Annotated in this window: 12 protein-coding genes; 10 read left to right on the top strand and 2 right to left on the bottom strand. The window is 69.6% G+C overall.

The window, feature by feature from the left end; all coding sequences use genetic code 11:
* Positions 1-198: 198 nt before the first annotated feature.
* A complete protein-coding gene (locus tag Q1A87_RS10340) occupies positions 199-2,106 on the top strand; it encodes a KUP/HAK/KT family potassium transporter (RefSeq protein WP_299650759.1) in 1,908 nt (635 codons plus the stop codon).
* Between the two features lie 7 nt (positions 2,107-2,113).
* On the opposite strand, the gene uxuA is transcribed toward Q1A87_RS10340, so the two are convergent.
* The gene (gene uxuA, locus Q1A87_RS10335) at positions 2,114-3,313 is read right to left on the bottom strand and encodes a mannonate dehydratase (RefSeq protein ID WP_299650757.1); all 1,200 of its coding nucleotides are present in this window, start codon (positions 3,311-3,313) and stop codon (positions 2,114-2,116) included.
* A 94-nt stretch (positions 3,314-3,407) separates the two neighbouring features.
* Here uxuA and Q1A87_RS10330 point away from each other — a divergent pair, with 94 nt between their 5' ends.
* The 9 genes from Q1A87_RS10330 to Q1A87_RS10290 all read left to right on the top strand — a co-directional run bounded on the left by Q1A87_RS10330 (position 3,408) and on the right by Q1A87_RS10290 (position 11,991).
* The gene (locus Q1A87_RS10330) at positions 3,408-4,142 is read left to right on the top strand and encodes a GntR family transcriptional regulator (protein WP_299650755.1); all 735 of its coding nucleotides are present in this window, start codon (positions 3,408-3,410) and stop codon (positions 4,140-4,142) included.
* A 201-nt stretch (positions 4,143-4,343) separates the two neighbouring features.
* A complete protein-coding gene (locus Q1A87_RS10325) occupies positions 4,344-5,477 on the top strand; it encodes a TRAP transporter substrate-binding protein (protein ID WP_299650752.1) in 1,134 nt (377 codons plus the stop codon).
* A gap of 70 nt (positions 5,478-5,547) precedes the next feature.
* Positions 5,548-6,132: a TRAP transporter small permease subunit gene (locus Q1A87_RS10320; protein WP_299650749.1), complete on the top strand. Its 585-nt coding sequence runs from the start codon at positions 5,548-5,550 to the stop codon at positions 6,130-6,132.
* A complete protein-coding gene (locus Q1A87_RS10315) occupies positions 6,129-7,547 on the top strand; it encodes a TRAP transporter large permease subunit (RefSeq protein WP_299650746.1) in 1,419 nt (472 codons plus the stop codon). Before Q1A87_RS10320 ends, Q1A87_RS10315 begins: the two co-directional genes overlap by 4 nt.
* Positions 7,537-8,898: an amidase gene (locus Q1A87_RS10310; RefSeq protein WP_299650743.1), complete on the top strand. Its 1,362-nt coding sequence runs from the start codon at positions 7,537-7,539 to the stop codon at positions 8,896-8,898. Before Q1A87_RS10315 ends, Q1A87_RS10310 begins: the two co-directional genes overlap by 11 nt.
* A gap of 3 nt (positions 8,899-8,901) precedes the next feature.
* Positions 8,902-9,066: a hypothetical protein gene (locus Q1A87_RS10305; protein ID WP_299650740.1), complete on the top strand. Its 165-nt coding sequence runs from the start codon at positions 8,902-8,904 to the stop codon at positions 9,064-9,066.
* Positions 9,067-9,317: 251 nt separating this feature from the next.
* Positions 9,318-10,304, top strand: coding sequence for an ABC transporter substrate-binding protein (locus Q1A87_RS10300; RefSeq protein WP_299650737.1), 987 nt, complete (start codon positions 9,318-9,320; stop codon positions 10,302-10,304).
* Positions 10,301-11,218 carry an ABC transporter permease subunit gene (locus Q1A87_RS10295; protein ID WP_299650734.1) on the top strand — a complete coding sequence of 306 codons (918 nt, stop codon included), beginning with the start codon at positions 10,301-10,303 and terminating at the stop codon, positions 11,216-11,218. The genes Q1A87_RS10300 and Q1A87_RS10295 overlap by 4 nt, the downstream gene beginning before the upstream one ends.
* Positions 11,203-11,991, top strand: coding sequence for an ABC transporter permease subunit (locus Q1A87_RS10290; protein ID WP_299650731.1), 789 nt, complete (start codon positions 11,203-11,205; stop codon positions 11,989-11,991). The genes Q1A87_RS10295 and Q1A87_RS10290 overlap by 16 nt, the downstream gene beginning before the upstream one ends.
* On the opposite strand, the gene Q1A87_RS10285 is transcribed toward Q1A87_RS10290, so the two are convergent.
* Positions 11,935-13,017 (bottom strand): ABC transporter ATP-binding protein, encoded by a 1,083-nt coding sequence (locus Q1A87_RS10285; protein ID WP_299650728.1) that lies wholly within the window; start codon positions 13,015-13,017, stop codon positions 11,935-11,937. The genes Q1A87_RS10290 and Q1A87_RS10285 overlap by 57 nt on opposite strands.
* Positions 13,018-13,097 lie beyond the last annotated feature (80 nt).

Raw genomic sequence — 13,097 nt, 5'->3', positions numbered from 1 at the left:
AGCCCACGGCCCGGCAGGGCACAGGCCACGCCCGCCCGGCCCCGCGGATCGGCGCCCGGACGCCGGTGCGATAATTCTCCTCGCCGGGGGCCTTGGCAACGACCGTTGTAGCCCCACATACGCGCTCCACGGCGGATCGGAGCTTGCACTCCGAGGCCTCCGCGCAGCGGACGCGCCACCACAGAAGCCGACCCCCACATGACGACCATAGACACGATCGCGCGCCCCGTGCCCGCAGCCCTGTCCCTCGGGGCACTCGGCGTGGTGTTCGGCGATATCGGAACCAGCCCGCTCTACGCCCTTCGCGAGACGGTGCTGGCCGCGGGCGGGCCCGAGGATCCGCGCGCGGTGCTCGGGGCGGTCTCGCTCATCCTCTGGGCGCTCATCATCTCGATCAGCGTCATCTACGTGAACGTCATCCTGCGCGTCGACAACGAGGGCGAGGGCGGCATCCTGAGCCTCGCGGCGCTGCTGCGACTGCACGAACGCAAGCCGGAAGGTCGGGCGTGGTGGAAGCACGCGCTCTTCGCGCTGGCCGTCCTCGGCGCGGCGATGCTCTTCGGGGATGCGGTCATCACCCCCGCGATCTCGGTGCTGAGCGCGGTCGAGGGGCTGAACGTCGCGTGGCCGGCGATCGAGCACCTGATCGCGCCGATCGCGATGGGGGTGCTGGCGGCGTTCTTCACGCTGCAACTCGCGGGGACGGACCGGATCGGGCGCCTGTTCGGGCCGGTGATGCTGGCCTGGTTCGCCATTCTCGGCGCGCTCGGGCTGCGCGGGCTGGTGGCCGAACCCGCGATCCTGCAGGCGCTCGACCCCCGCCACGCGCTCGCTTGCCTCGCCCACGCGCCGCACGGGATCGCCGTCGTCATCGCCGCCTTGTTCCTCGCGATCACCGGGGGCGAGGCGCTCTACGCCGATCTGGGGCAGTTCGGCCGCCAGGCCATCGCCCGCGCCTGGTTCCTCATCGCCCTGCCCGGCCTCGCGCTCACCTATCTCGGCCAGGGCGCGCTGCTCCTCGCCGACCCGGAGGCGATCCGCGACCCGTTCTACACGCTCGCTCCCGCCGCGTTCCGCCTGCCCCTCGTCTTCGTCGCGACCTTCGCCACGATCATCGCCAGCCAGGCGGTCATCACCGGCATCTTCGGCATCACCCGGCAGGCGATCCAGCTCGGCCTGCTGCCGCCCTTCGCGATCCGGCAGACCTCCGACGAGAACGCCACGCATGTCTATATCGCGCTGGTCAACGCGATGGTCGGCCTGCTGGCGCTCGCGGTCGTCTGGAGCTTCGGTTCCTCGGCCGCGCTCGCCGATGCCTACGGGCTGGCCGTGGCCTTCGCGATGCTCGCCACGTCGACCACATTCGTCGCGACGCTGCGTCTCGCCTTCGGCTGGTCCTGGACCCGCCTCGCCCCGCTCGCCATCCCCGTCGTCGGGCTCGACGTCATGTTCGTCTCGGCCAATGCCGGCAAGTTCGCGAGCGGCGGCTGGCTGCCGACGATCCTCGCGCTGGCGGCCTGCCTGCTCGTGCATGTCTGGCGGCGCGGGCTGCGCCGCACGAAGCCGTTCGAGGAACCGGAACCGATCGGGCATTTCGCCAGCCGGACGGCACGGGGTCACGCGGCGATCGACCGGTCGGCCGTCTTCCTCGCCGCGCCGGGCCGGGGCACCCCCTCCGCGCTGCAACGGATCGAGCGGCTGTTCAACGCGACGTTCCGCACCGTGATCGTCGTCACCGTCCGCGTCCGGCCGCGGCCGCGCGTGCCAATCGAGGAACGCATCGCGGTGCAGCGGATCGAGGCCAATACCTGGCGCGTCGTGATCTCGACCGGGTTCATGCAGGTGACGAACGTCCCGTCCCTGCTCGGGCCGACGCTGCGTCAGATCGGGGTGCGTCCGGATGACGTCATCTATGTCACGGGGCGCGACCGCATCCGGCCGGAGTGTGGCCGCGTCGGACCGGTCGCCGCGCTGCTCGACCGGCTTTTCGTGTTCCTGACCCGCAACGCGCAGCGCAGCGTGGACCGCTTCGCCCTGCCCGCGCGGCGGACGCTCGAGCTCGGCTCGCTGCGCGAGATGGGCCCCGTCGACGCCCGCCAGACCTGAGCGGGCGTCAGCGGGCGGAGAGCGCCGTCATCACGCCGCGCAGCTCGGCCAGGCCCTTCAGGCGACCGATCGCCGGATAGCCCGGCTGCGCGTGGCGGCGCTTGTCGTCGAGAATGTCCTGCCCGTGATCGGGCCGGAACGGGATCGACCAGTCGACGCGGCCCTCGTCCCGCCGCCGGGCCTCCTCGGCCAGAACGGCGCGGATCACGGCGACCATGTCGGTGTCGCCGCCCAGATGCTCGGCCTCGTGGAAGGAGCCGCGCACGGCGTCGCTCTCACGCGCGACGTTGCGCAGGTGCAGGAAATGGATACGGTCGCCCAGCCGCTCGACCATGCCCGGCAGGTCGTTGTCGGGCCGCGCACCGAGCGAGCCGGTGCAGAGCGTGACGCCGTTCGCGCGGCTCGGAACCGCATCGAGCACCTGCCGGTAATCGGCCTCCGTCGACATGATCCGGGGCAGGCCCAGAAGCGGGAACGGCGGGTCGTCCGGGTGGCAGCAGAGCCGCATCCCGAGTTCCTCGGCGAGCGGCGTCACCGCTTCGAGGAAAGCGACCAGATGCCCGCGCAGCGTATCCGCGCCCATGCCGGCGTAATCGGCGAGAAGCGCCTTCACGTCCTGAAGCGAGAAGTTCTCCGCCGCGCCCGGCAAGCCGAACACAACGTTCGTCGCCAGCGCCATGTGCCGCTCCTCGGACATCGCGTCGAACCGCGCCTTCGCCTCGGCCTGCAGGGCCGCGTCGTAATCGTCCCCGGCCCCGTCGCGTTCGAGCACGTAGAGGTCGAACGCCGCGAAATCGACGAGGTCGAAGCGCATGCAGGTCGCGCCCGAGGCGACCTCATGGGCCAGATCGGTGCGCGTCCAGTCGAGGACGGGCATGAAGTTATAACATATCGTCTCGAGCCCGCCGGCGGCGAGGTTGCGCAGGCTCTCGCGCCAGGCGTCGACATGCGCCTGCCAGTCGCCGGACTGCATCCTGATCGCCTCGCTCACCGGCAGACTTTCGACCACGTCCCAGGTCAGGCCGGAGGGCCGGCCGTTCGTCCGCGTGGCGATGGCCCGCTTCCGCGCCGCGATCTCGGCCTCGGTCCAGACGGTGCCGGTCGGGACGTGGTGGAGGGCGGTCACGATGCCCTCTGCCCCGGCCTCGCGCACGTCGTCGATGCTCACCTGATCCGCCGGTCCGAACCATCTCCAGGTCTGCCGCATGTCGCCTCCCCCATCGGCCGCCGAGTCGGCCCCGGCGCTGCGATTGTTAGTGGTATGCCAGTATGGTAGCAACGCCCCGCGAGGGAGGGACAGGATGACGGATGCGTCCGAAGCGCGAGGCGCGACGATCAACCCGGCCGTTCCGATCGTGCCGCAGCTCCATATCATCCTGCGCGATCGCATCATCCGCAACGATCTGCGTCCCGAGGAGCGGCTGTCGGAGGCGGAGGTGGCGCAACGCTACGGCGTCAGCCGGCAGCCGGTGCGCGAGGCCTTCATCCGGCTGGCGCTCGAGGGGCTCATCACCATCCGGCCTCAGCGGAGCACCTCGGTGGCGCGGATCGCCCTCGCCTCGGTGCACGACGCGCGGTTCCTCCGCGAGGCGATCGAGGCCGACATCGTGCGATTGCTGGCGGAGGATCCGGACCCCGCGACGGTGACGGAGCTGCGCGCGCTGATCGATCGGCAGCGCGCCCTCGGTCCGGGCGACGCCCCGGCCTTCATCGCCGCGGACGACGCGTTCCACCGCGCACTCGCCAGCGGCGCGGGCAAGGCGGGCATCTGGTCGCGCGTCCAGGGCCTCAAGGCACAGATGGACCGGGTGCGCTTCCTGTCCTTCGGTCAGCTTCCCGCGCCCAAGCTGGTGGCGCAGCACGCCCTCATCGTCGAGGCGATCGCCGCGGGCGACCCCGACGGGGCGGAACGTGCAGCCCGGCTGCATCTTCGCGCCATCCTCCACGACCTGCCGCACATCGTCGCGGCCCATCCGCAGTTCTTCGACCTGCCCGAAGGAGCGGATCCGGGCAGGACGACCCGTCTGCGCACCTGATCACGGATGGGCCCCGCCGCCCGGCGGGTCCGGCCGGCGAAAGGGGCCCGACCCGACGCCGAAAACCCTCCCGGGTTTACGCGGCCTTCCGGTTGCTTATTGCCTAGCGGTCGATAAGCTGCCCTATAGCGCCGGATTCGTTCGATCTCGGGAGGATCGCCGGATCGGAAGTCGGTGTCAGACACCAAGGGAGGTACACGAATGAAATCCGAGTCCAAGTTCAGCCGCCGGTCGTTCCTGCGCAAGACCGCCATCGGCGGCGGGGCAGCGGCCGCCGGGACCGCGCTGGCCGCACCCGCGGTCCTCGCGCAGGCCCCGATGGTCCTTAAGATGCAGACGTCCTGGGGCGCCAACAACGTCTGGCAGGAATTCGCGCAGGACTACGCCGACCGGGTCGAGGCGATGTCGGGCGGCCGCCTGAAGATCGACGTGCTGCCCGCCGGCGCGGTCGTGGCGGCGTTCCAGGTGATGGATGCCGTCAACGACGGCGTGATCGACGCCGCCCATTCCGTGTCCGCCTACTGGTACGGCAAGTCCAAGTCCGCCTCCCTCTTCGGCACCGGCCCGGTCTTCGGCGCGTCGTCGCAGGCGATGCTCGGCTGGTTCTACGAGGGCGGCGGGGAGGAGCTCTACCGGGAGCTCACGCAGGACGAACTGGGCCTCGACGTCGTCGGCCTTCTCGGCTTCCCGATGTTCGCGCAGCCCTTCGGCTGGTTCAAGGGCGAGGTCAATTCGGTCGCCGACATCCAGGGCTTCAAGTACCGCACCGTGGGCCTGGCCGCCGACCTGTTGCAGACGATGGGCATGTCCGTGGCGCAGCTTCCGGGCGGCGAGATCGTCCCCGCGATGGAACGCGGCGTGATCGACGCGTTCGAGTTCAACAACCCCTCCTCGGACCGAGATTTCGGCGCGCAGGACGTGGCGAAGAACTACTACCTTTCCTCCTATCACCAGGCGGCCGAGCAGTTCGAGTTCCTGTTCAACCGCTTCACCTACGAGGATCTGGAGCCCGACCTGCAGGCGATCCTGCGCTACGGGGTCGAGGCCTCGGCCACGGCGAACACGTCGAAGGCGATGCGGCGCTATTCCGACGACCTTCAATGGCTTCAGGACGAGGCCGGCGTGACCGTGCGGCGGACGCCGCAGGACATCCTGCAGGGCCAGATCGAGGCCTGGTCGGAGATCCTGCCCTCGCTGGAGGAGGATGCGATGTTCAAGAAGATCGTCGACAGCCAGCGCGCCTGGGCCGAGAAGGTCGCCTTCTACGAACTCATGAACGCGCCCGATTACGGGCTCGCCTACGAGCACTTCTTCCCGGGCAAGCTCTCGCTCTGAGCGAACGGACGACGATGCGACGCGGCCCCGGACCGGACGTCCGGGGCCCGTTCGCGACCGGAGGGATGACATGATCGGCTTCATACGTTTCGCGGACGGCCTGTCGGCCTGGTTCGGCAAGGCCTTCGCCTGGCTGATCGTGCTGATGGCCGTGGGCACCGGCTACGAGGTCTTCGTGCGCTACGTGCTCAACAGCCCGACGGCCTGGGCGCTCGACGTGTCCTTCATCATGTACGGCACGCTCTTCATGATGGGCGGGGCCTACACGCTGTCGCGCGGGGGGCATGTGCGGGGCGACTTCCTCTACCGCCTCTGGCAGCCGCGCAATCAGGCCAAGATCGACTTCGTCCTCTATCTCATCTTCTTCTTCCCCGGCGTCACCGCCCTGATCCTCGCCGGCTGGAAATATGCCGCGCGGTCGTGGGATTACGGCGAGGTCTCGGTCAACTCGCCCGCCGGCGTCCCGATCTACCAGTTCAAGACGGTGATCGTCGCGGCGGGCATCCTCCTCTTCGTTCAGGGGATCGCACAGCTCTGTCGCTGCATCATCGCCATGCGCACGAATGTCTGGCTGGAAGCGGACGAGGACGTGTTCGAAACCGAGGACCTGCTTCTGCAGAAGGCGGCGAAGGCCGAGAAGGACGCGCATCCATGACCGATCCGCAAGTCGCCCTGCTGATGCTGGGGCTGTTCATCGTCTTCGTCTTCCTGGGCTTTCCGATCGCCTTCACGCTGATGGCGATGGGGATCGGGTTCGGCTACTACGCCTATTACGACGAGCGCCGGATGTGGCGCGTCTTCGACCGCCTGGACGAGAACGCGACCTCGTGGGATTCGTGGTCGACCTGGATACAGGGCTATTTCGACAACCGCATCTTCGACCTGTTCGTGAACCAGACCTTCACGGTCATGTCGAACGAGGTGCTGACCGCCGTCCCGCTGTTCCTGTTCATGGGCTACATCGTGGAGCGGGCGAACATCGTCGACCGGCTGTTCTCCACGCTCAACATCGCCTCCAAGAACGTCCCCGGCTCGATGGGCGTGGCGGCGCTCATCACCTGCGCGCTCTTCGCGACGGCGACCGGCATCGTCGGCGCGGTGGTGACGCTGATGGGCCTGCTGGCCCTGCCCGCCATGCTCAAGGCACGCTACGACCCGTCCTTCGCGTCGGGCATCATCTGTGCCGGCGGCACGCTCGGCATCCTGATCCCGCCCTCGATCATGCTGATCGTCTACGCGGCGGCCACCAACGTCTCGATCGTGCGGCTCTACGCGGCGGCGCTCCTGCCGGGGCTGGTTCTGGTCGGGCTCTACCTCGTCTACGTGATCGGCCGCTCGATCCTGCAGCCCTCCTCCGCGCCGCGGCCGACCGACGACGAGGTGCCGGACGTCCCGGGCGGCAAGCTCCTCGTGATGGTGATCACCTCGTTCCTGCCGTTGGCCTTCCTTATCATGGCGGTGCTGGGTTCGATCCTCTTCGGCCTCGCCACACCCACGGAGGCCGCCTCGATCGGCGCGCTGGGCGGCATCGCGCTCGCGTTCCTCTACCGCGCGATGACGTGGCAGCGGATGCGGGAGAGCGTCTACCTGACGGTGCGCACGACGGCGATGGTCTGCTGGCTGTTCGTCGGCTCCTACACCTTTTCGGCGGTGTTCTCCTATCTCGGCGGCGAGACGGTGATCTCCGAGTTCGTGCAGTCGCTGAACCTGTCCCCGATCCAATTCCTGATCCTCGCGCAGCTCATCATCTTCCTACTCGGCTGGCCGCTCGAATGGTCGGAGATCATCATCATCTTCATTCCGATCTTCCTGCCGCTTCTGCAGTTCTTCGAGATCGACCCGCTGTTCTTCGGCATCCTCGTGGCGCTCAACCTGCAGACGAGCTTCCTGACGCCACCGATGGCGATGTCGGCCTACTACCTCAAGGGCATCGCCCCGCCCGAGGTACGGCTGACGCAGATCTTCGCGGGCGTCATGCCGTTCCTGTTCTGCGTGCTCGTCTCGATGATCCTGATGTACCAGTTCCCCCAGATCGTCTTCTACCTGCCGGACCTGGTCTATGGCAGCTAGGGCCCGCCATGTTCCGGATTCCGCCGCCCTGCTGGCCCTGGGCGCGGTGGAACTGCGCGACCGGCTGGCTTCGGGCGCCCTGTCGGCCATCGACCTGACCGAGGCCTGCATCGCCCGGATCGAGGCGCGGGAACCGGACCTGCACGCCTGGGCCTTCTTCGACGCGGAGTTCGCGCGGGAACAGGCCCGGCGGCTCGACGCGCATCGCACCGCCGGCCGGCCGATCGGTGCGCTGCACGGCCTGCCCATAGGGCTGAAGGACATCATCGACACGGCGAAGATCCCGACCGCGAACGGTGCCCCGATGGATGCCGGTCGCGTGCCCACCCGCGACGCCTACGTCATCGAGCGCCTGAAACAGGCCGGTGCCGTCCTGATGGGCAAGACCCATACGACCGAGCTCGCCTTCATGGACCCGAGCCCGTCGCGCAATCCGCACGACCCGTCCCGCACGCCCGGCGGCTCCTCCGCCGGTTCGGCGGTCGCCGTCGCCGACGCGATGGTGCCGCTAGCGATCGGCACGCAGACCGGCGGCTCGATCATCCGCCCGGCCTCCTTCTGCGGCGTCACCGGCTTCAAGCCGAGCTTCGGCACGATTCCGCGGCGCGGCATCCTGATGCAGTCGCCGAGCCTCGACACGCCGGGCGTCTTCGCTGCCGACGTGACCGGCGCCGCGCTCCTGGCGGAGGCGCTGATGGGCCACGACGCGACCGATCGGCACACGATCCCGGGTCCCGTTCCGCACCTTCTGGACATGGCGCGCGCCGACGCGCCCGTCGCGCCGACCTTCGCCTTCCTCCGCCCGCCGGGCTGGGATGCCGCCGATCCCGAGCTGCACGCGGCCTTCGCCGAACTCGTCGAGGCGCTCGGCGATCGCGTGTTCGAGGTGGAGCTGCCCGACGTCTTCGCCGAGGCCGCGCCCGCCCGCCGCCGCATCAACCTCGCCGAGATGTCGCGGCATTACGACCGCTACTGGCGCCTCGGCGGCGACACGCTCGGCCCCGAGATCCGTGCCGCCATCGAGGAGGGGCGCGGCATCGCCGCGCGCGATTACCTCGCCGCATGCGACTGGCCGGACGTGCTCTATGCCGCCCTGGCCGAGATCTTCGCGCGCTGCGATGCGATCCTCTGTCCCGCCGCGCCCGGCCCTGCCCCCGGCCACGAGACGACCGGCGACCCGGTCTTCAACGGGCTCTGGACCCTGACCGGCACCCCGGCAGTCACCCTGCCGCTTCTCGTCTCCGGGTCCGGCCTGCCGATGGGCGTGCAACTCACCGGCCCGCGGGGCGACGACGGCCGTCTGCTCCGCACGGCCCGCTGGCTCGAGACCTGGGCCGATACGGAAGGATAGAGAATGGACCGTCTCCTCGCACTCGCCGCCTTCGCGACCTTCACCGGTTTCGTGGCCATCCTCGCCATCGAGGTCCCGAGTCCCGATCTCATCGCGGTGATCGTCCTGACCGTCGCCCTGGTCGGATACGATTTCCTGACCTCGAGCGGCCGCGACCGGAACGACTAGGTCCCCCGCGCAGGCGGTGGACGGGAGCTTGGATCTGACCTTCGGCGGATGCATCGACGCGCCGGTTCTCTGCGCCGATCCGAGGCCTTGGCAAGAACGGGCTGGTTCGGTGCCGCACGCATCCGGTCTGAACACCTGTTTTGCGCCCTATGCGGAGCCGCGACGTGCGATGGGCCGTCGGGAGAGCGCATGTCGCGCAATCGTCGCAAAGCGCATCTAGTTGCGCCGGGAAACATCGGGGGACCTTACGAATGATCCGCAACACCTGCATCGCCGCGGCGGCCGCGCTGGCCATCGTTCAGCCTGCCCTGGCCCAGGACACGGCGTCCGGGCCGCTCGTACTCTATACCTCGCAGCCCGACCAGGACGCGCAGCAGACGGTGGACGCCTTCGAGGCGGCCCATCCGGATGTCGAGGTCGAATGGGTCCGCGACGGGACCACGCAGATGATGGCCCGCCTGCGCGCCGAGTTCGAGGCCGGCCAGCCGCAGCCCGACGTGCTCCTGATCGCCGATACGGTGACGATGGAGAGCCTTAAGCAGGAGAACCGGCTGATGTCCTATCTCGAGGCGGACACGGAGGCCTACGACGCGGGACTGATGGATCCCGAGGGCCACTACTTCTCGACCAAGCTCATCACGACCGGAATCGTGGTGAACGACGCCGCCGAGATGGTGCCCGCTTCCTACGCGGATCTTCTGGATCCGGCAGCGGCGAACAGTATCGTCATGCCCTCGCCGCTCGAGTCCGGCGCCGCGACCATCCACATGATCTCCCTGACGAGCCTGCCGGAACTCGGCTGGGAATATTATCAGGGGCTGTCCGATCAGGGCGCGATCGCGCAGGGCGGCAACGGCGGCACCTACCAGGCCGTGGCCGGCGGACAGGCGCTCTACGGCTTCGTCGTGGACTTTCTCGCGATCCGGAACGCCGAGGCGGGGGCGCCGGTCTCCTTCGTGTTCCCCGAGGAGGGCGTCTCCGCCGTCACCGAGCCGGCCGCGATCCTGTCGACCGCGCAGAACCCGGACGCGGCCAAGGCGTTCATCGACTTCCTGCTCTCGCCCGAGGGCCAGGAACTCGCCGCGAGCCAGGGCTACCTGCCGGCCCATCCCGACATCGCGCCGCCCCCGGGCTTCCCCGACAGGTCCGAGATCGACATGATCGACTTCGATCCCGCCGATGCGCTCGCCAACGACGCCGCCTACAAGGAGCGCTTCGTCGAGATCTTCGGCGGTTGACGCCGCGCCGGCCCTCCGGCGAGGGCCTGACCCTCGGCGCGATCTGTCTCGCGGCGGGACTCCTCTTCGTCCTGCCGCTCGGCCGCCTCGTATGGACCGCGACAAGCCGGGGCGGCGACCCTTTCGTCGAGGCCCTGTCGAGCGCCTCGGTCCGGAGTGCGTTTCTCAACAGCCTCGATAGCGCGGCCTTCTCCGCTCTGGGCGCGCTCGTCGTCGGCACCTGCCTTGCCGGGCTGATCGGACTGACGGACATCCGCGGCAAGGGCGTCTTCGTCTTCCTGCTCCTGCTGCCGATAATGATCCCGCCGCATGTCACGGCGGTCGCGTGGATCCAGGCGCTCGGACCGTCGAGCCCGGTCCTGGGCTGGGTCGGTCTCGCGCCGGCAATCGGCACCGCGCATCCGCTCCATTCACGGGGCGGGGTCATCTTCCTGCTCACGATCCAGCACGCGCCCCTCGTCTTCCTCGTCGTTCTGGCCGCGCTGCGTGCCCTGCCGCGCGAGATGATCGAGGCGGCACGGATCGCCGGTGCGGGGCCGTGGCGGCTCTTGCGCCGGATCGTCCTGCCGCTTCTCGCGCCGTCGCTCATCGCCGCGACCGGCCTCGCCTTCGTCTCCGCCCTCGGCAATTTCGGCATTCCGGCGCTGCTCGGCGTGCCGGGTCGCTACGTCACGATGCCGGTCCTGATCTGGCGCCGGCTCGCCGGGTTCGGGCCGAGCGTGCTGGCCGACGTCGCCGTGCTGTCGATCCTGCTCTCGGGGCTGGCCGTCGCGATCGTGCTCCTGCAGGGCTGGCTGCAGCGGCGGGTACGCGCCGCGCTGATCGGGCCGCCGCAGCCGCCGCTCCGCCTCGCGCTCGGGCGTGGCCATCCCCTCTGGGAGGCGGGGCTCGCGCTTTCGTGGCGGGGACACTGATCCTGCCGCTCGCCTCGCTCGTCGCCACCTCGTTCGTCGCCACCTACGGCGTGCCACTGACGTTCGGGACGGTGACGCTCGAGAACTACGCCGAGGCGCTGCTGCGCCAGGACGCGCCTGTCCGCGCCTTCGCCAACTCCACCCTCGTCGCTGGCGGCGCGGCGCTCGCGCTGGCGGGGCTGGCCGTATTCGTCGCACGCTTCGCGGACGGTGCGCCGGCGACGGGGCGCCGCATCGGCGGCGCGGTCGCGACCTTCGCGGAGATGAGCTACGCGATTCCCGGCCTCGTGATCTCGATCGCCTTCATCCTCGTCTATCTGCGGCCGATCCCGGTCGTTGGCATCTCGCTCTATAATACGCTGACGCTGATCTTCCTGGCCTATCTGACCGCCTTCTTCGCCATCGGGCTGAAGCCGGTCGCGGCCGCGACGGGACAGCTCGACCCCGCGCTCGACGACGCGGCACGGGTGTCCGGCGCGGGGTTCGGGCGGCGGATGCGGCGCGTCCACCTGCCGCTCGTCGCGCCCGCCGCGGCATCGGGCGCGATCCTCGTGTTCCTGACGGCCTACAACGAAGTCACGGTCTCCGCCCTGCTCTGGTCGCGCGGCGCGGAGACGATCGGAACGACGATCTTCAATTTCGAGGATGGAGGCTACACGACGCTCGCCGCGGCGATGTCGACGGTGACCGTGGTGGCGACGGTGGTGCTGATGGCGCTACTCGACCGGCTGGGACGCCGCTTGCCGCCCGGCGTCGTGCCCTGGCGCCTCTGAGTTCTCGGGGAGGACCCATCCGTTCGCGATGTCGAGCGCGACACGCTCGCCCTCCACGATCCGTCGCGGGCTCGCGACCGGCAGCGGCGCGCTCAGGCCCTCGACTTCGGCGAACGCCTCCCAGACACCGCCGCGGTAGAAGACGTCGAGGAGGCGCGCGGCGAGTGGCCCTTCGCCCAGTCGCACGTTCTCGGGCCGGATGACGATCCGGGCCGGACCCGCCTTGTCCAGTTGCGAACCGGTCACCGACACCGACGCATTGCCGAGCGTCGCCACGCCCCCGGTCACCGGGGCGTCGAGGATCCCCGCGCGCCCGATGAAGCGTGCGACCTCCTCCGTGGCGGGACGCTCGTAGAGCGCCTGCGGCGGGGCGACCTGTCGGAAGCGACCCCGCGACATCACCGCGACGCGGGTGGCCAACGCCATCGCCTCGCGCTGGTCGTGGGTGATGAAGATCGTCGTGGCGCCGGCCCGGGCGTGAAAGGCGGCGATCTCGCCCTCCATCGCCCCGCGCAGATGAGGGTCGAGATTGGCAAGCGGTTCGTCCATCAGGACCGTCCGCGCCCCGCCGGCCAGACACCGAGCGAGCGCGACCCTCTGGCGCTGCCCCCCCGACAGTTCGGCCGGACGGCGGTCGGCGTATTCCGTCAGCGCCACCGTCGCGAGATGCGCCGACGCTTCGTCACGCGCGGCCCGACGGGGGCGACCGAGACTCTCGGCCGGGAAGGCAACGTTGTCGCGCACGTCCATATGCGGCCAGAGCGCGTAGGACTGGAACACCACCCCCATGCCACGCGCCTCGGGCGGAACGTGCCGCTCCGGGGTGGAAACGGTGGCGCCATCGACCGCGATCCGCCCCCCATCGAGCCGTTCAAGCCCCGCGACGAGGCGCAGAAGCGTCGATTTTCCGCAGCCCGAGGGTCCGAGGACGACGAAGAACTCCCCGTCCGCAATATCAACGGAGACCCCGTCGACCGCGGCCTGTCCGCCGAACCGCTTGGTGACATCGGTGAGGGTGACGGCCAAGCGAAGGCTCCGGGGGCTGCGTCGGGTCCGTTCCCGCGGCTGCCATGCCCGAGAGCGCACGGCAAGACCGATCCGATTGG

The organism is uncultured Jannaschia sp. (genome assembly GCF_947494055.1).
GTDB lineage: Bacteria > Pseudomonadota > Alphaproteobacteria > Rhodobacterales > Rhodobacteraceae > Jannaschia.
Note: the sequence above shows the minus strand (reverse complement) of the source record. Positions and strands in the feature narration are given on the sequence as shown.